Origin of the sequence: Leeia oryzae DSM 17879, assembly GCF_000376945.1 — a bacterium.
Taxonomy (GTDB): domain Bacteria; phylum Pseudomonadota; class Gammaproteobacteria; order Burkholderiales; family Leeiaceae; genus Leeia; species Leeia oryzae.
In genome coordinates this window covers 106,404-123,491 of sequence record NZ_AQXU01000018.1, presented here as the reverse complement: position 1 = coordinate 123,491, position 17,088 = coordinate 106,404, and the positions used below count along the sequence as shown (strand labels likewise).

General features: G+C 59.4%; 17 protein-coding genes. 8 read left to right on the top strand and 9 right to left on the bottom strand.

Annotated elements, in window-relative coordinates; translation table 11 throughout:
* Positions 1–186: 186 nt before the first annotated feature.
* The 6 genes from F552_RS0105515 to F552_RS0105490 all read left to right on the top strand — a co-directional run bounded on the left by F552_RS0105515 (position 187) and on the right by F552_RS0105490 (position 5,573).
* Positions 187–984, top strand: a complete 798-nt coding sequence (locus tag F552_RS0105515; RefSeq protein WP_281168674.1) for an ABC transporter ATP-binding protein — start codon at positions 187–189, stop codon at positions 982–984.
* 32 nt (positions 985–1,016) lie between these two features.
* Complete coding sequence (locus tag F552_RS0105510) at positions 1,017–1,802, top strand: ABC transporter substrate-binding protein (protein ID WP_018150731.1); 786 nt, start codon at positions 1,017–1,019, stop codon at positions 1,800–1,802.
* A gap of 65 nt (positions 1,803–1,867) precedes the next feature.
* Entirely contained in the window at positions 1,868–2,545 is a 678-nt protein-coding gene (locus tag F552_RS0105505; RefSeq protein WP_018150730.1) for an ABC transporter permease, read from the top strand.
* 2 nt (positions 2,546–2,547) lie between these two features.
* A complete protein-coding gene (locus F552_RS0105500) occupies positions 2,548–3,243 on the top strand; it encodes an ABC transporter permease (RefSeq protein ID WP_156802228.1) in 696 nt (231 codons plus the stop codon).
* 88 nt (positions 3,244–3,331) lie between these two features.
* Positions 3,332–4,501, top strand: a complete 1,170-nt coding sequence (locus F552_RS0105495) for a trans-sulfuration enzyme family protein (RefSeq protein ID WP_018150728.1) — start codon at positions 3,332–3,334, stop codon at positions 4,499–4,501.
* 172 nt (positions 4,502–4,673) lie between these two features.
* A complete protein-coding gene (locus F552_RS0105490; RefSeq protein WP_018150727.1) occupies positions 4,674–5,573 on the top strand; it encodes a homocysteine S-methyltransferase family protein in 900 nt (299 codons plus the stop codon).
* Positions 5,574–5,619: 46 nt separating this feature from the next.
* On the opposite strand, the gene F552_RS0105485 is transcribed toward F552_RS0105490, so the two are convergent.
* The 3 genes from F552_RS0105485 to F552_RS0105475 all read right to left on the bottom strand — a co-directional run bounded on the left by F552_RS0105485 (position 5,620) and on the right by F552_RS0105475 (position 8,917).
* The gene (locus F552_RS0105485; protein ID WP_018150726.1) at positions 5,620–6,387 is read right to left on the bottom strand and encodes a substrate-binding periplasmic protein; all 768 of its coding nucleotides are present in this window, start codon (positions 6,385–6,387) and stop codon (positions 5,620–5,622) included.
* Positions 6,388–6,531: 144 nt separating this feature from the next.
* Positions 6,532–7,863 carry an aspartate aminotransferase family protein gene (locus F552_RS0105480; RefSeq protein WP_018150725.1) on the bottom strand — a complete coding sequence of 444 codons (1,332 nt, stop codon included), beginning with the start codon at positions 7,861–7,863 and terminating at the stop codon, positions 6,532–6,534.
* 1 nt (position 7,864) lies between these two features.
* On the bottom strand, positions 7,865–8,917 hold the full coding sequence (locus F552_RS0105475; protein WP_018150724.1) for a phosphotransferase: 1,053 nt from the start codon (positions 8,915–8,917) through the stop codon (positions 7,865–7,867).
* A 94-nt stretch (positions 8,918–9,011) separates the two neighbouring features.
* On the opposite strand from F552_RS0105475, the gene pdxR reads away from it, so the two are divergent.
* Positions 9,012–10,487: a MocR-like pyridoxine biosynthesis transcription factor PdxR gene (pdxR, locus tag F552_RS0105470; protein ID WP_018150723.1), complete on the top strand. Its 1,476-nt coding sequence runs from the start codon at positions 9,012–9,014 to the stop codon at positions 10,485–10,487.
* 12 nt (positions 10,488–10,499) lie between these two features.
* Here pdxR and F552_RS0105465 read toward each other — a convergent pair whose 3' ends face one another.
* A complete protein-coding gene (locus F552_RS0105465) occupies positions 10,500–11,435 on the bottom strand; it encodes a LysR family transcriptional regulator (protein WP_018150722.1) in 936 nt (311 codons plus the stop codon).
* Positions 11,436–11,625: 190 nt separating this feature from the next.
* Here F552_RS0105465 and F552_RS18565 point away from each other — a divergent pair, with 190 nt between their 5' ends.
* Positions 11,626–13,215: a GNAT family N-acetyltransferase gene (locus F552_RS18565; protein WP_018150721.1), complete on the top strand. Its 1,590-nt coding sequence runs from the start codon at positions 11,626–11,628 to the stop codon at positions 13,213–13,215.
* Positions 13,216–13,236: 21 nt separating this feature from the next.
* Here F552_RS18565 and F552_RS0105455 read toward each other — a convergent pair whose 3' ends face one another.
* The 5 genes from F552_RS0105455 to F552_RS0105435 all read right to left on the bottom strand — a co-directional run bounded on the left by F552_RS0105455 (position 13,237) and on the right by F552_RS0105435 (position 16,836).
* Complete coding sequence (locus F552_RS0105455; protein ID WP_018150720.1) at positions 13,237–13,554, bottom strand: AzlD domain-containing protein; 318 nt, start codon at positions 13,552–13,554, stop codon at positions 13,237–13,239.
* A complete protein-coding gene (locus tag F552_RS0105450; RefSeq protein WP_018150719.1) occupies positions 13,551–14,261 on the bottom strand; it encodes an AzlC family ABC transporter permease in 711 nt (236 codons plus the stop codon). The genes F552_RS0105455 and F552_RS0105450 overlap by 4 nt, the downstream gene beginning before the upstream one ends.
* A gap of 114 nt (positions 14,262–14,375) precedes the next feature.
* On the bottom strand, positions 14,376–14,900 hold the full coding sequence (locus tag F552_RS0105445) for a hypothetical protein (protein ID WP_018150718.1): 525 nt from the start codon (positions 14,898–14,900) through the stop codon (positions 14,376–14,378).
* A 1-nt stretch (position 14,901) separates the two neighbouring features.
* Positions 14,902–15,711, bottom strand: a complete 810-nt coding sequence (locus F552_RS0105440; protein WP_018150717.1) for an AraC family transcriptional regulator — start codon at positions 15,709–15,711, stop codon at positions 14,902–14,904.
* A 6-nt stretch (positions 15,712–15,717) separates the two neighbouring features.
* The gene (locus F552_RS0105435; RefSeq protein WP_026182416.1) at positions 15,718–16,836 is read right to left on the bottom strand and encodes a CobW family GTP-binding protein; all 1,119 of its coding nucleotides are present in this window, start codon (positions 16,834–16,836) and stop codon (positions 15,718–15,720) included.
* Positions 16,837–17,088: the final 252 nt, after the last annotated feature.

Sequence of the window (17,088 nt, the reverse complement as noted above, 5' to 3'; positions counted from 1 at the left end):
TATATGTTGCAACGCTTGGCGATAAGTTTAGGTTATATATTATAAAAATGTGTGCCTAACTTACATGAATGCGTAACAGGCATTGTCTGTGAGTCAGGTTCTGTTTACTTTCAGAACCTGGCTTCATCCGGTGTTCCGGTCGTCATCCAGGTCATATTCCGTCCATTTAGTCAGGAGGACACTCAAGTGAGTAGTACAGAAACTAATAGTCATGCCAGAGACGTGCTGGTAGTTGAAGACTTGCACAAGTCGTTTGGCCAGACTGAAGTCCTGAAGGGGATCAGCCTGACGGCCAAAAAGCATGATGTGATTACCATTCTGGGCAGCAGCGGCTCGGGCAAAAGTACCTTCCTGCGCTGTATCAACCTGCTGGAAATGCCCAATGCCGGCCGTGTGTACGTGAATGGTGAACTGATCAAGATGGCCACCGGCCGCGATGGCCTGCCCTACCCGGCAGACGCGCAGCAGATGGTACGCATTCGTCGCAAGCTGGCAATGGTGTTCCAGCAGTTCAACCTGTGGGCACACATGACCGTGCTGCAAAACGTGATGTTCGCACCGGTCAAGGTGCTGGGCATCGACAAGCGGGACGCAGAGCTGGCCGCCATTGCCTATCTGGAGAAGGTAGGTCTGGCCGAAAAACGCCACCATTACCCTAACCAGTTGTCCGGCGGGCAGCAGCAGCGGGTGGCCATTGCGCGTGCACTGGCCATGGAGCCGGACGTCATGCTGTTTGACGAGCCGACCTCGGCGCTGGACCCGGAGCTGGTGGGTGAAGTGCTCAAGGTCATGCGTTCGCTGGCCGAAGATGGCCGCACCATGCTGGTGGTGACCCACGAAATGGGCTTTGCCCGTGAAGTGGCCAGCCGGGTGGTGTTTTTCCATCAGGGCAAGGTCGAAGAAGACGGTCCGCCGGCAGAACTGTTTGCCAGCCAGAAATCGCCACGTTTCCAGAAGTTTCTTTCAAGTATGGCCACCAAGTAGTTGTTGACGATTGTTCAATCAGGAGAGCAAAGATGAAATTGAAAACCCTAAGCGCTGTTGTTGCCGGTAGTTTGATGCTGGGCCTGGCGGCTCATGCTGAACAGGTGGTCAAGGTAGGTACCCTGTCCGACTACGCGCCATTCGAATTCAAGGATGCCACCGGCAAGCTGCAAGGCATGGAAATCGAACTGAACGACGTGATGTGCAAGCAGATGAAGGTCAAGTGCGAATACGTGACCATGGACTTTGATGCCCTGATTCCTGCCCTGAAAGCCAAGAAGATCGATGCGGTACTGGCACAGATGTCCATTACCGACGAACGCAAGAAAGTCGTCGATTTCACCAACCTGTTTACCCTGGCACCGGTGCAATACGTAGCGAAAAAAGGTTCTGGCATTACTGAGAACCCAGCCACGCTCAAAGGCAAGATCGTAGGCGTACAAAGCGGTACCAACCACGAAAGCTACCTGAAAACCCGTCTGCCAAAAGACAAGTCCGGTATCGAACTGAAGATTTACCAGTCGCTGGATCAGGCCTGGCTGGATCTGGAAGCCGGCCGTGTGAACGCCGTGCTGGCCGATACCACCGTGTCTTACGACTGGATCAACAAGACCGGCAAGAAAGACGGCTTTAACTATGCCGGCAAGGCCATCAACGATGTCGCGATGTTCGGTGAAGGTACCGGGATTGCCGTTCGCAAGGGCGATGCGCTGAAAGACAAATACAACGCGGCCATCAAGCAAATCCTGAGCGATGGCACGTTTGCCAAAGCCAACAAAAAGGTTTTCCCTTTCAGTATTGCACCTGCCAGCAAGTAAGCCCGGCAGCGTAGTGACGGGTGCCGGCCCTGGCCGGCACCTTTGCAAAGTTTAGAGGAGTACGAATGGATATCCTGCTCAGTTACGGTGAACAGTTGTTGCTGGGGGCGTCTGTCACCCTGCAGCTGGCGTTTACCGCACTATTGTTTGGTCTGGTACTGGGCCTGGTTTTTGCTGCCTGCAAGTTATCCAGCTATACGTACTTGCGCCGCACGGTGAATTTCTTCACCAACTTTTTGCGTGGCGTGCCCGAGTTTCTGATCATCCTGATCTGTTACTTCGGCTTGTCCAACCTGATCAACAACCAGTTTGACGGGGTCTTCGAGATCAGCCCGTTTGTCGGTGGCGTGTTTGCGCTGGCCATCGTGTTTTCGGCCTACGCGTCCGAAGTGTTCCGCGGTGCGTTCAATGCCGTACCGGTCGGGCAGATTGAAGCGGCCAAGGCCTATGGCCTGTCGCGTACCCAGATGTTCTTTTATGTCCAGTTACCACAGGCGTGGCGGATTTCTTTGCCCAGTCTGAACAATATGTGGCAATCGCTGCTGAAAGATACCTCGCTGGTATCGGTGGTGGGTCTGGAAGACCTGCTGAAAAAGGCCGACATGGCCGCCCAGTACACCAAGCAGCCGTTTGTGTTTTTTGTGGCAGTGGCGGGCATTTACTTTCTGTTTCTGGCGATTTCTAACCCGGTATTTGCCTATCTGGAAAAAATGGCAAACCGTGGCTTTACAGCGAGGTCATGAGCATGTCTCTGTTTGATGATTACTACACTCTGCTGATCGAGAGCGGTCCGGAAATTCTGGACGGTTTCATTGTCTCGCTAAAGCTGCTGGCCGGTTCCTGTTTCTTTGCCTTCCTGCTGGCCGTGCCCCTGGCGATTGCCCGCGTGTCAGAAAACGCCTGGCTAAGACAGTTTGCCCGTACCTATTCGTCGATTTTCCGCGGTACACCACTGCTGGTACAGATCTTTATCTTTTATTACGGGCTGAGCCAGTTCGAAGCCGTGCGCAACTCGGTGATCTGGCCACTGCTGGGTGATTCTTTCTATTGCGGCATTACCGTGCTGGCGCTCAACCTGACCGCCTACATGGCTGAAGACGTGCGCGCCGGGATCATGGCCGTCCCGCACGGCGAGAAAGAAGCCGCCACGGCGTATGGTCTGAGCAAGTTCCAGTGCTACCGCTACATCATCATCCCGCGGGCACTGAGCATCGTGACCCCGGTACTGGGCAACGAAGTGATTGCCCAGCTCAAGGCCACGGCGCTGGTCAGTACCATTACCGTGCTGGACATGACCGGCATCGTTCGCCGGCTGTCGGCCCGGTCGTACACCACCGATGCGCTGATCATTGCCGGGGTGATCTATGCCCTGACGACGCTGACCATCTCGCTGGTGGTCCGGTTTGCCGAACACCGCAATACCCGGCACATCCGTCGCTAACAAGACCCACGCGGGCAAACATCCATCCCCGGGGTTTGCCCGACCCCGATCCCCCATTGTTTTACTGCGGCAGGCAGGAGATGCAGACATGACCTATCACCTCGATACCCTGGCGATTCATGCCGATTACGGCGTGACTGACGATAAAACCGTCGCCCCGTCGATCAACTACTCGGCCGTGTTCCGCGCCGACAGCCCGGAAGAGTTCATCGAGATGTCCGAGGTGCCGCAGCACCCGCGCAATTACACCCGCTACGGCAATCCGGGGCATGAGCGCATCAAAGCCATCCTGGCCGAGTTCGAAGGCACGGAAACCGCGCTGGTCATGGGTTCCGGCATGGGCGCAATCTCTTCTTCCATCCTGTCGTTCGTCAAAGCGGGTGACCATGTCATCGGGCAGACACGCCACTACATGAGTACCAGCCGGATTCTGGACGAAATGCTGCGCAGCTTTGGCGTGGAAATCACCCTGGTGGACCAGGCCGATGCCCAGGCCTTTATCGATGCCATTCGTCCGAACACCCGCCTGATCACGCTGGAAACTCCGTCCAACCCGATGCTGGCGATTACCGACATCGAAGCCGTAACCCGGGTGGCGCGCGAAAAGGGCATCCTGACGCTGGCTGACAATACGCTGGCGACCCCGTTTAACCAGCGCCCGCACGATCTGGGGGTGGATATCGTGGTGCAGAGCGCCACCAAATACCTGGGTGGGCACCATGACCTGACCGCGGGTGTGGTGTGTACCAGCAAAGAACTGGCCGCCCGTATCTGGAAAACCCACATCACGCTGGGCTCGGTCTTGTCACCGATGGACAGCTGGCTGCTGCTGCGCGGCCTCAGAACCTTCCCGATGCGGATGAACCGCGTCAACCAGAACGGCCTGTCGCTGGCGCAGACGCTGGAAGCGCACCCGAAGGTACAGCGCGTGCTGTACCCGGGGCTGGCAAGTCATCCGCAGCACGAACTGGCCAAACGCCAGATGAAAGGCTTTGGTGGCATTGTCTCGTTCATGATCGACGGTGACTACGACACCGCCAGCCGCTTTGTGTCGCTGCTGAAGCTGCCCGTCAACGCGCCTAGCCTGGGCGGGGTGGATTCGCTGGTGATCCATGCCGCAGCCATGTGGGCAGGCACCCTGACGCCGGAGCAGATGAAAACCGCGGGTATCCCGGTGAACCTGGTGCGCTACGCCATCGGTATCGAACACAGTGACGATATCAATGCCGATATCCTGCAGGCGCTGGACCAGCTGTAATCTGGCAATCACTCAAACGTCCGGTATCCGGCTGTCTGTTGACGGTTGATATCGGCAGCCCGTTGCGTTTACCCTGATACAACGGAAACAAGAAAACGCTTTTTGCATGAACAAAGCAGGGCGCACATACCCTACCGGCCGGAGGGGCGCCTTGCCAGACTGGAGAAACCACGTGGCAACACAAGTAAAGATTCTGGACGGCGGCATGGGCCGCGAACTCAACCGTATCGGTGCGCCTTTCCGCCAGCCGGAATGGTCGGCACTGGCGCTGATGGAGGGGCCACAATTTGTGGTGCAGGCGCACGATGCCTTCATCCAGAGCGGCGCGCAGATCATCAGCACCAACAGCTATGCCGTGGTGCCTTTTCACATTGGTGACGAGCGTTTTAACGCACAGGGCGAAGCACTGGCCAGGTTGTCTGGCGAGCTGGCGCGCGAGTCTGCCCGCAAGGCAGCGCATCCGGTGACCGTGGCGGGGTCACTCTCGCCTGCGCTGGGCTCCTATCGGCCAGACCTGTTTGACGAGGCCGAATCCATCCGTATCCACCAGACCCTGATCAAGGGCCTGGATGCGCATGTCGACGTATGGCTGGCAGAAACCCAAAGCTCGATTGCAGAAATCCGCGCGGCGCATACCGCGCTGGCCGGTAACAGCAAGCCGTTCTGGGTATCGTTTACGCTGGATGACGAATTTGCCGGTGCGGATGTTCGCCTGCGCTCAGGCGAAGCCGTGGCTGATGCAGTGCGTGCGGCATTGGCCCTGAACGTCAAAGCTGTCCTGTTTAACTGCAGCCAGCCAGAAGTGATGGAGTCTGCGGTCAAGGCGGCGCGGCAGGTAATCGACGCGGCCGGGGCACAGGTTGAAGTTGGCGTGTACGCCAATGCCTTCCCACCACAACCGAAAGATGCAGAAGCCAACTCAGGGCTGGATGAACTGCGTGAAGATCTGGGACCTAAAAACTACCTGCAGTGGGCGCAACGCTGGGTGGACCAGGGTGCAACCATCGTTGGCGGTTGCTGCGGCATTTCCCCGGACCATATTGCCGAGCTGGCCAAGGCATTTACCCGCTAAGGCAGGTGTGCCAGCACCACCGGTATCCGCCCCGGGTGCCGGTGGTTTATGGATGTTCCGGCTTGATGTAATGCGCTAGCGTCGAGCCGGTGTAGTGTTTATAGATGGCGTCTACCTTGCCGCTCTGGAACAGTTTGCTGATCTCTGCATCAAACTGTCTGGCCAGTGCTTGGTCTTTCTTCGCAAAAATCGTGTACTGCGGAATCGCACTGATAATGGGCAACAGCACTTTCAAGGGGGCTTTGCGCTGGCTGATTTCGTCTTTTAGCCAGTAGTAATCATCAAACGTCACGTCGATTCTTCCCAACTGCAGCAGGTTCATGTTGGTTTCGGATTCCAGCGAGGTATGGATGCTTTTCCAGTCCTTGAACTGGGTCATGCTGTCCGGATACACATACCCCTGTACCAGCCCGGCGGTCTTGCCGGCAAACATGCGCATGTCGCTGAAGCTGGTCTGCGGACTCTCTGCGGGAACCACCGCGGCGATGAGCCAGTATTCGGTGCTGCGTGCCAGATGGGGCAAATCCTGGTCTTCATCACCCGACGAGAACAGCTTGATGTCCACGTTACCGCTTCTGACCAGGCGCCGGCAGGCGTCATAAGAACTGTAAACCGGGCGCAGGTCGTGCCCTAGCGTCTTGGCGGCTGTCTGGAGTATCTCGATGGTAATGCCGGTGATGTGGTCATGGGCGTCGATAAACGCATACGGCTTCCAATTGTCATAGCACATGGTCAGCGTGCGGGCCTGGACCGGCGGAAACCACGCCAGACAGCTGACAAGCACGGCAACAAAGACCGATGTGATGCGTGACATGCGACTGCTCCAGGTCCAGACACTTGAATGTCCAAACCGGGCAGGCATCTATCCGGCATGGACGATTCATTATGGCACCATTCAGCGGTCTCTGCACGGTGCTTTCATTGTCAGTACCTGGGCCGCTGGCGTCAGCCGCGACGGTTACAGCGAGGTGAGCACGTCATCCAGCGTCCCGAGCAGCAAGTCGGCATTGTCGACCGAGAAGGGCAGTTGCGGCCTTACCTTCAGTGTGTTGCCGTGTGGACCGGTGGCGCTGATCAGGATGTGCTTTTCCCGCAGGGCATTGACGATTCTGGCGGTTTCTTCGCGGGCGGGTGTCCGTGCCTGCCGGTCGGTCACCATTTCTACCCCCAGAAAGAATCCGGCGCCGCGCACATCGCCGATCAGGTCATGTTTTTCTGCCAGTTGTTCAAACCCGGCTTTCAGGTAGGCGCCCGTCATGCGGGCATTGTCCTGCAGCTGTTCGTCCCGGATCACGTCCAGCACTGCCATGCCGGCCGCGCACGAAACCGGGTTGCCGCCAAAGGTATTGAAGTAGCGCACCTTGCTGCCAAAGGTATCGATGATTTCCGGGCGGGCGGCCAGACCGGCAATCGGGTGGCCGTTGCCCATCGGCTTGCCCATGGTGACGATGTCCGGTGTGATGCCGTGGCGCTGGAAGCCCCAGAAATGACTGCCGGAGCGGGCAAAGCCAGCTTGTACCTCATCTGCGATGAACAGCCCGCCGGCACGGTGGATGGCCTCGACGGCCCCGGCCAGAAATCCGGGCGGGTCGGCAAACACGCCATCGCTGGTAAACAGGGTGTCCACCAGCAGCGCTGCTGGCTGGATGCCGTTGGCCAGCAGGTCATCAATGGCGGCTTGTACCTCGCGGGTGAAGCGTTCTCCTACGGCTTCGTCCGGATAGCGGTAAGGGTCGGGCGGCGTCACGGTGCGCACATGCGCCCCTAACGGTACGTTCGGGCCAAAGGACGGGGACAGTTCGGCAATGCTGCTGGTGACGCCATGGTAGGCGTGTGCGGTGACAATGATGCCGGTCCCGCCGGTAAAAGCACGCGTCAGCCGTAGCGCCAGGTCGTTGGCTTCGCTGCCGGTGCAGGTAAACATGGTCTGGCTGGTGGCCGCCGGCAAGGTCGCCAGCAGGCGCTCGGCGTAATCCAGAATCACTTCATTGAGATAGCGGGTGTGGGTGTTGAGCGTGGTGGCTTGCCGGTAAATGGCATCCGCTACCCGCGGGTGACAGTGCCCGACCGACGCCACGTTGTTGTATACATCCAGATACGGGGTGCCGTCCGGGTCGTACAGCCAGACCCCTTCGCCACGCACCACGTGCACCGGGTGTTCGTAAAACAGCCGGTAAGCCTGGCCCAGCGTGCGCTGGCGGCGGGCAATGAGTGCCTGCTCCCGGGCGGGCAGGTCACCCAGCTTGCCGGGGTCAAAGGCGTTGGCCATGCGGGGGTCTTTCTGGCTCATGTCAGTTCTCCATCTCACAGATGTGGCGCAGGTAGCGTTGCGCGTCTTCACGCCGGACCGCGGCAATGCGCTCCAGTCCGTCCCACGACAAGCGGTTGTTGCGCAGGATGTAGGTTTCGTTTTCGGGGTACTGGCGGGCGCGCCAGCCGGTAATGGTCACGGTCATCAGCAGGCGGGCGGCAATCAGGTCGTACAGCAGGTCGATTTCATCAGGCCGCAGCGGATTCACCGCGTGATAGCCGGCAATCAGTTCCGCCGCCGTATCCAGCGGGTTCTCGTTTTGCGATAGCTGGTAGGAGCAGGCAACGCCCAGCTCGTTGGCCAGCGGGGCGTGCACCATGTCGCCAAAGTCGATCAGGCCGGCGGTGGTGGTATGGTCGTGCGGGTCTACCAGCACGTTATACGGGTTCAGGTCGTTGTGGATGACCTGCTTGCGCAGGCTGGCCAGACGCGGCTGCACCACGGTCTCGAAGTTGTGCATGAAGCGTTCGGACAGGTCACGGCGCGGGCCGACGGGCATGCCGTCCATCAGCGGTTTCAGGCGTTCGGAGTGCTGAATGTCCCAGAGCAGTTCGTGGCCTGCCGACGGATGGCTAAAGTCCTGCAAGGCGATGTTCAGCCGGGCCAGGGTCATGCCCAGATGCCGGCGCTGGGCCGGGGTGCGGCTGATCTGGTGCAGGGGTGTTCCTTGAAGGTAACTGTACAGGCGCAAGATGCGTGCGGGTCCATGATCAATCTGCACCCGTCCGTACGGCTCGCCATCCAGCCGCGGCATGATCCGGGCGATGGGTAACTCAGGATCTCGCTGGGCGGCATGCATCAAGGCCCGGGTCTGGAAGTCGGTCACCCCCGGGTCTTCGGCTGGGTGCGTGAATTTCAGCACGTACTCCTGACCATTGTCGGCCCGGATGTGAAAGTTCTCGTCCCGTTCGCTGTTGAGCGGACTGGCCACCCCACGCAGACCGTAGTGTTGCCACAGACAGGCGGCGGCATCTTCCAGGGAGGTGCGGGCAGCCATGGTGGAAAAGAGCTGGTTACTGGCGGGTGTGGTCATCGGCGCATCCATGTACGGTAAAAGTCACTTGCGATTGCAGTTCATCATAGGCCAGAATGGCTTTATTCCCTATAGCCAGTTTTGTTGATCTGATATGTCCACTTTGGTGTCCACCCCGTTGGCCGATTTGCTGCTGGCCCGATTGTCGCGCGATGCGGCGCAACCCTTGCAGCGCCAGCTCTATGCCGCCATCCGACAGGCCATCCTGGATGGCGTGCTGGTGGCCGGCCAGCGTTTGCCTTCCACGCGGGCGCTGGCCAGTGAACTGCAATTGTCCAGAATCACCGTCACGCTGGCCTTTGACCAGTTGCAGGCCGAAGGCTACCTGCAGGCGCGCCACGGCAGCGGCACCTTTGTCGGCCATAGCTTGCCGTCCTCCCGGCAGGTGCCGCCGCCAGCCACGGCCAGTGTCCCGCCCCAGACGATGCTGTCGCAACGCGCAGGGCAATTGCTGGCACGGCCCAAAACCATGCTGGCCCCGGCGGGTGCTTTTGTGCCCGGGGTGGCCGATACCCGTCATTTCCCGTTTGCCATCTGGCAGCGGCTGCAAAACCGCCGCGGCAAGCAGGACGCTGCCTTGCTCTCCGGTTACGACACCAGCGGGGGGTACGCGCCGCTCAGGCGGGTGCTGGCCGATTATCTGCAGGTTTCCCGGGCGGTGCGCTGCCATCCGGACCAGATCCTGATTACCACGGGCACGCGCCAGTCGCTGGACCTGTGCGCGCGCATGCTGGCTGATGCAGGGGACCGTGCACTGGTGGAGGAGCCCTGCAATACCAGCTCCCGTCTGGTCTGGCAGGCCGCGGGGCTCGTGGTGGATGGCGTGCCGGTGGATCAGGAAGGCATCTGCTGTGATCAGATGGCCGTGTCCGGCCACCCCGCACCCAAGCTGGTGCTGACCACCCCTGCGCATCAGTACCCGCTGGGTATTCCGATGAGTCTGCCCAGGCGCCATCAGCTGCTGGCATACGCGCGCGCGCAAGGTGTCTGGATCGTCGAGGACGATTACGACAGCGAATTCCGTTACGACAGCAAGCCGCTGCCCGCATTACAGGGGCTGGATGACCATGAGCGGGTCATTTATCTGGGGACGTTCAGCAAGGTGATGTATCCGGGGCTGCGGCTGAGTTATCTGGTGGTGCCGTCATCGCTGGCACCGGCCTTCCGGGTGGCGCTGACCCAGCTGTATCGGCCGGGTCAGCTGGTGTTGCAGGCGGCGCTGGCCGATTTTATCGATGCCGGCTACTTTGCTACCCACATCCGCCGCATGCGCGGCATTTATGCCGAACGCCAGCAGGTGCTCCGGCAAGCGCTCCAGCAGCACTTTGGCCCCGAGTTTGTGTTGTCTGGCGGCCATGCCGGCCTGCACCTCACCCTGCAATGGCAACATCCACTGGATGCCGATGGCTGGGCGGTGCGAGCGGCAGCACAGGGGCTGTCACTGCGCTTGTTGTCGTACTACCGGCAGCAGGCGCAGGACGGCAACGGGCTGGTGCTGGGTTATGGTGCGGTGGCAACAGAAGACATCACCGACAGCGTGCGTCTGATGCGGGACGTGTGCGACGCGTAACGCATGCCGGATTCAGGCGGCCCCTGCCGGTTGCCAGATCTGGGCGACATGCCGGGTGCCCGCCGTGCGGATTTCATCCAGATACGCTGCCACATAGCCAATGCGGGCAGATTCCGGCCGGATGATGGCAAACAGGTCGCAATACAAACCGTGTTCGGTAATTGGCCGGACTTCCACGTAACCGCGCTTTGCATAATCAGCCACCCCGAATGCCGGCAGGGTGGCCAGCCCGTGTCCCAGTGCCACCAGTTGCACAATCGCGGCGGTAAACTCGTTGGTCCGGCGTGGCGGGGTAATGCCCGCCGGCTGCAACACCTTGTGCACCACATCCAGGCGGTTATCGGGCAGCGGGTAGGTAATCAGGGTGTCGTTCGCAAAGTCGGCAGCCGTCAGAAACGGTTTGGCCAGCAAGGCGTGTCCTTTGGGCAGTACCGCCATCACCTCAAATGAAAACATCGGTTGCTGCACCACGGCCGGTTCATCGACTTCCTCGGCAATGATGACGTCGGCAATGCCCTGTTTCAGCATCGTCACCGGGTCGGTCGGCCAGCCCATCACAAAATCCAGCAGCACCCCCGGGTAGCGTTCATGAAAGCGTTCATTGGCCGGCAGCAGCCAGTCAAACGAGGAGTGACAACTGACGGTGATCCGCAGCTGTCCGGCTTCGGCCCGCGCAATCCGCTCCAGATCGTGCTCGGTAGAACTGACCTGATCCTGCACCACCCTTGCCAGTTCCAGCAGGCTTTGCCCGGCCATGGTAAAGCGCGGCGGCAGCGTTTTCCGTTCGAAAATCTTCACCCGGTAGTGTTCTTCGAGTGCCTTGATCTGATAGGAGATGGCGGACTGGGTCAGGTGCAGCAGGCGTCCGGTTTCGGTAAAGCTGCCAGTGCGGGCCAGTGTCAGTAGCGTGTAGAGGTGCCGGATTTCCAGCGGGCTTTTGGTGGTCATCTGTATGAATCTGATTCATGGGTACAGCAAGTATTTTCCGTTTGTCATACGGTGTCAAGTTAATAATAATCAGGCAGAACATGAGCTTAATCAAGTCTGCATCAGACAGGTCGCTTGTTTTTTCATGAATCAGGTTCGCATCACGTGTGGGCCGGTCTTGTACAAACCACCAACAGAGGGGACAGCATTCATGCGTTTCCATCCTAAAAAAACCATTGCCCTGGCCTTGTTGCTGGTGGTGTTGCCGTTTGTATTGCACGGTGCCCCGTTTCTGGGAGATGCCTGGGTACGGGTGGCCTGCTTTTCCATGCTGTATGCCATGCTGGCGCTCGGGCTTAACATCGTGGTGGGCTATGCCGGCTTGCTGGATCTGGGTTACATCGGCTTTTATGCGCTGGGCGCTTATCTGTACGCCTTGCTGGCGTCACCGCACCTGTTCAGCGCCGGGCTGGCGACGACACCCACCGACTGGCCGGTCTGGCTGATCCTGATGCTGGCCGCCGTGCTGGCGGGGGTTGCGGGGGCGCTTCTGGGCGCACCCACCCTCAAGCTGCGCGGCGATTATCTGGCCATCGTGACGCTCGGCTTTGGTGAAATCATCCGCATCTTTGTGGTGAATCTGGACCGCCCGTTCGACATCACCAGCGGTTCGCAAGGCATCATGGGCATACAGCCCCTGCATGCCGGCGAGCTGTCGGTCCTCACCACCTGGTCCATCGGGCCGGTTACGCTAACCCCGGTCATCAACTACTACTTTGTGTTCCTCGCACTGATACTGCTGCTGGTGCAGGTGTCGCATCGCTTGGAAAACTCCCGCATCGGCCGTGCCTGGATGGCCTTGCGCGAAGACGAAGTGGCCGCAGAAGCCACCGGCCTTAACAAGCGCAACATCAAGCTGCTGGCTTTTTCGATGGGGGCGGCGTTTGGCGGCATTTCCGGGGCGCTGTTTGCCAGTTTCCAGCAGTTTGTCAGCCCGGAATCCTTTACTCTGGGCGAATCCACCATGCTGCTGGTGATGGTGGTGCTGGGGGGCATGGGGTCCATTCCCGGGGTGATCATTGGGGCCGTGCTGCTGACGGTGCTGCCGGAAGTGCTGCGCGATGTCATTGAATGGGTGCACCCCCTGCTGGTCAAGCATGTGTCGCTGGTGAACCCTGCTGTCTGGACGCACCTGCTGGATGCCGGGACGCTGCGCATGCTGATCTTCGGGCTGGCCCTGATCCTGATGATGCGTTACCGGCCAGAAGGGTTGTGGCGGCGTCGGCACCGGCACGTTCCCCGTGAGCAGATCACCATCCGTCGCTATCAGGCGACCGATTATGCCGCGGTGAACCAAGTTGCCCTGGATGCGTTCTATCAGTTCCGGAAAGACCTGGATCACTGGCAGGGTTTTGTCGATGTCCTCGCCTCAACGGCCAAGCTGGCCGACGATGCAGAACTGCTGGTCGCCGAGAAAAATGGCGTCGTGATCGGGTCGGTCGGCTATGTGGCCCCCGGTCGGCTGCGCGAGCCAGTATTTCAGCCGGATTGGGGCGTGATCCGCATGCTGTCCGTTCATCCGGATGCCCGGGGACTCGGGGTTGGCCGTCAGCTGGTAGAGGCGTGCATCCAGCGGGCGCAGCGGGACGGCGTCTCGACGCTGGGGTTGCATACCAGTCCGATCTTCAAAACCGCGGTCAGATTGTATCAGCAGATGGGGTTCGAGCATCACCAGGACCTGCCAGACCGCCGCGGCGCGCCCTGCGCCGTGTATGTGCGCCCGGTAGGGCAGGGAGCATAAGGAATGTTCACGCCGCCTGGTTCAGAGCAGCCAGTGCTTGTAGGCGAAAAAAGCCGCCAGTCCGATCACGATGGTCACCAGCGGGTTCTTCTGCAACAGGGCAGTGAAGACGGTGACCACGCCGCCCACCAGCCAGGGGTTACGGTAACTGAGATCCAGCGAGCCGTTGGGCACCAGCAGCATGGGTACAGTAATGGCTGTCAGTACCGTCACCGGCACAAACCCGAGTGCAGTTTTCAGGGTCTCTGAAAAACGGATGCGGTCCCCGAGCACAAAGAAAATCGCCCGGGTGGCAAAGGTGGCGACCATCATGCCGACAATCATCAGGGTGTAGTTCATTTGGCAGCTTCCTTGTGTTTGTGCAGCAGCATGCCGGCAGCCACACCGGCCAGGATGGCGGTCATCAGGCCCAGCTTGTAAGGCCAGCCCAGTGTAGCCACCGCCACCACGGCAGAGATCAGCGCGGCAATCAGTTTGGGGCGGGTTACCAGTTGCGGCACCACAATACTGATGAATGTGACGGCCATGGCAAAGTCCAGCCCCATGTGTTCCAGCCCGGGAAAGGCCTGCCCGAACAACACCCCGATCAGGGTACAGCACTGCCAGTTGACGTACATGGCCAGACTGCACCCCAGAAAATACCAGTGCGAATGCGGGTTGTCCGGGTGGGTCCGGTAGTGGCCCACCATCACGGCAAAGGCTTCGTCGGTCAGAATGGCGCTCAGTCCCAGGCGCCAGCGCAACGGCAGATGGCTGACATGCGGCAGCAGGGTGGCGCCGTACAGGCCATGGCGCAGGTTGACGATAAAGGTGGTCAGCCAGATCAGTACCATGCTGGCGTGGCCGGTTACCAGCCCGACGGCGATAAACTGGCTGGAGCCTGCAAAGACAATCGACGACATCAACGGACCATGCCAGAGCGACATGCCGCTGGTGGCGGCCAGGGCGCCAAAAATGATCCCGAACGGCGCGGCACCTACCAGCATGGGCAGGATGTCTCTGGCACCTAGCCAGAACAGGGTTTTGGGGGTATGGGCGTCGGTCATGCGAAGGTCCGGTCAGCGAAGGAAGGTTTTACCTTACCGCGAAAAGACCGAACGGGCTTGTACATTCTTGCGGTGGACACCGGGGCGGGCCTTGTGCGGCACGCCGACGGCGGGTCAGGCGTCTTGCGCAGGCGAATGGCCAGGTTGGCCGGCCATGGCATCATGCCACCGGTTGAAACGCTGTATCTCCGGCAAGGCAGACTGCCAGAAATGGTGGTTCAGCCAGCCATAGCTGATCACGGCTAGCAGAAAAGGCACCCCCGCTTTCAACGTCAGCGGCAGGTGCTGCTGCAGTTGTCCGTACACATGCACGCTGCCGAGCAGCAGCAGGAAAATGCACCACAGGATGACCAGCGCACCGCTCAAGAGCGGTTGGCTGATGTGTAGCGCTACCCGCGTACCGGGTGGCTGGCTCTGGTCAAAGGTACCGCTCAACTGCGGCAGAAAGGCCGGGTTGCCGGGCCGCACGGGTTGGCATTCAAATCCGGTTTTATCAATGCGGCCATGCCAGTGCCTTGGCAGCGCATCGTCAAACAGGCGGGTGTCGATTTCCCGATGCAGGCCATCCGTCAATTGCTCGACGGTTAACGGGCTCTGGATGGTCCAGCTATGGGATGGAAACAGTCTGTACACAGGCATGTCAGGCGGCTTTCCAGCTGCCGGGCGGCACGCCGAAGGCGCGCTTGAAATGGCGGGTAAAGTGGCTCTGGTCGGTAAAGCCCAGTGCCACGGCGGTTTCCGTGACCGATTTACCCTGTCGCAGCAAATCAAGTGACCGGTTCAGCCGCAGCTGGTTACGCCACGCATGCGGCGGCATGCCGACCGTGCGCGAGAATGTACGGGCCGCATGAAAGGCCGACAACCCGGTCTCAGCCGCCAATTGTTCCAGCGTCAGGCTGTCTTCCAACCGGCAAGACAATACTTCTTTCATCAGGGTTACTTGTCGTGGCAGTTGGCCTGCATCATTTTCTGGTGCAATACCGGCATAACGGGTAATCAGGGTGCTCATGGCCTGATACAGTCGGGTTTCGATTTCCAGCCAGTCAGGAAATTGCTGCTCCAGCAGCTGGTGCGCGGCCAATAATTGTCTGGCCAGCGGAATATCCTGAATCACCCGAAGCGGAAACCAGGGCGGGGAAACGTCTTTGCCCGCCAGGTCACAGGCAATTTTTTGCAGATAGCTGACTGGCGGATAAAACGCCCGGTAGGTCCAGCCTTCATCTCCTGCCCGCATCCCGGTATGGATTTCACCGGGGTTAATCACCCCAATACAGCCCGAAATGGCCAAGTGCTGCTCTCGGGCATACTGGTACACCTGTGCCCCGGCCTGAATCACCGGCACGACATAACAGTCATGCCAGTGCGGGCTGAAGGTGTGTTCCTCGTAATGCGCCGATAGCAGCTCGGTTTCCGGGAGCAGCGGGTGGCGGAACAGCCGGGCGACATCCATCCGTGTTTACGACTTGGGCGCCAGCAAGCAGCGGGTCAGCTCCTGCTCGAAGATGTCCTTCGGCAGGTCACGGCCGATAAACACCATGGTGTTGGTTTTCTTTTCGCCATCGTTCCAGCGCCGGCCAAAATCGCTGCTCATCATCATGTGTACGCCCTGGAAAATCACCTGGCGCGGCTCCTTGGCAATGTACAGCAAGCCCTTGTAGCGATACAGGTCATTGCCATAGATATCCAGCAGCTTGCCCAGACACGCTTCCAGCTTGCCCATTTCAAAGGCGCGCTCGCTGCGGAACACAAACGACTGCACTGCGTCCAGATGGCCGTGCGCATGACCGTGATCATGGTCATGGTCGCAATGTTCGTCACAGGCATGGTCGTGGTCATGATCATGATGGTGGTGATCATGGTCACAATGGTCATCGCATTCGTGGTCGTGATCGTGCGCATGGTCATGCGCTTCGATTTCCAGAAACTTCGGGTTGATTTCCAGCTTGGCTTTCAGGTCAAAGCCTTGAATGTCCAGAATCTGGTCCAGCGGGGTTTCGCCAAAATGTACGGCCTGGATGCGCGCGCGCGGGTTCATGCGCAGCAGGCGGGTTTCCAGTGCCTCGCGGGTTGCCGCATCTACCAGATCGGTCTTGGACAGCAAGATGCGGTCGGCAAATGCCACCTGTTTCTGGGCGGTTTCTTCACGGTCTAGCTGCACATCGCCATGCTTGGCATCCACGACGGTCAGCACGGCATCCAGGGTATACAGACGCTGTACTTCTTCGTCGAAGAAGAAGGTCTGAGCTACCGGCCCCGGGTCGGCCAGACCGGTGGTCTCGATCAGCACCCGGTCAAAGTTCAGCTGGCCCATGGCCCGCTTGCCTGCCAGTTCCAGCAGGTTGCGTTGCAAGTCCCCGCGTACGGTACAGCAGATACAGCCGTTATTCATTTCTACGATCTGTTCGCTGTCTTGCACCAGCAGTTCGTTATCAATCCCGACTTCGCCAAACTCGTTTTCGATCACGGCAATTTTCTGGCCATGATTTTCTTTCAGAACCCGGTTCAGCAGGGTGGTTTTGCCTGCACCAAGAAAGCCGGTGACGATGGTAACTGGAATAGGTGCCGCTTTTTGCATGGTGTCCTCTAACATTCAGGGTGCTTGCCGCAGTACGTGGAGTGATCTGCCGGCAGGCATTCGGTATTGATGGATGATGGCATGTACTGCCCTGCAATGACGCTGCCCGGCGGGCGGGTGCGTCTGGCGACCGGCCCGGCGGGGTCATGTCTGTGCATGGCAGTGATGATCTGTATCCTGACTAAATGGGGCCAAAGCAACCGCCTTCAAGCGACCATGCCTGACATAAATTCGATCTGGCAGGCCGGTGCA

Coding starts and splice junctions, on each gene's coding strand:
- F552_RS0105500 (WP_156802228.1), top strand. CDS start 2,548: ATGTCTCTGTTTGATGATTACTACACTCTGCTGATCGAGAGCGGTCCG.
- F552_RS0105475 (WP_018150724.1), bottom strand. CDS start 8,917: ATGACCACACCCGCCAGTAACCAGCTCTTTTCCACCATGGCTGCCCGC.
- F552_RS0105495 (WP_018150728.1), top strand. CDS start 3,332: ATGACCTATCACCTCGATACCCTGGCGATTCATGCCGATTACGGCGTG.
- F552_RS0105445 (WP_018150718.1), bottom strand. CDS start 14,900: ATGCCTGTGTACAGACTGTTTCCATCCCATAGCTGGACCATCCAGAGC.
- F552_RS0105465 (WP_018150722.1), bottom strand. CDS start 11,435: ATGACCACCAAAAGCCCGCTGGAAATCCGGCACCTCTACACGCTACTG.
- F552_RS0105435 (WP_026182416.1), bottom strand. CDS start 16,836: ATGCAAAAAGCGGCACCTATTCCAGTTACCATCGTCACCGGCTTTCTT.
- F552_RS18565 (WP_018150721.1), top strand. CDS start 11,626: ATGCGTTTCCATCCTAAAAAAACCATTGCCCTGGCCTTGTTGCTGGTG.
- F552_RS0105455 (WP_018150720.1), bottom strand. CDS start 13,554: ATGAACTACACCCTGATGATTGTCGGCATGATGGTCGCCACCTTTGCC.
- F552_RS0105510 (WP_018150731.1), top strand. CDS start 1,017: ATGAAATTGAAAACCCTAAGCGCTGTTGTTGCCGGTAGTTTGATGCTG.
- F552_RS0105450 (WP_018150719.1), bottom strand. CDS start 14,261: ATGACCGACGCCCATACCCCCAAAACCCTGTTCTGGCTAGGTGCCAGA.
- pdxR (WP_018150723.1), top strand. CDS start 9,012: ATGTCCACTTTGGTGTCCACCCCGTTGGCCGATTTGCTGCTGGCCCGA.
- F552_RS0105505 (WP_018150730.1), top strand. CDS start 1,868: ATGGATATCCTGCTCAGTTACGGTGAACAGTTGTTGCTGGGGGCGTCT.
- F552_RS0105480 (WP_018150725.1), bottom strand. CDS start 7,863: ATGAGCCAGAAAGACCCCCGCATGGCCAACGCCTTTGACCCCGGCAAG.
- F552_RS0105440 (WP_018150717.1), bottom strand. CDS start 15,711: ATGGATGTCGCCCGGCTGTTCCGCCACCCGCTGCTCCCGGAAACCGAG.
- F552_RS0105485 (WP_018150726.1), bottom strand. CDS start 6,387: ATGTCACGCATCACATCGGTCTTTGTTGCCGTGCTTGTCAGCTGTCTG.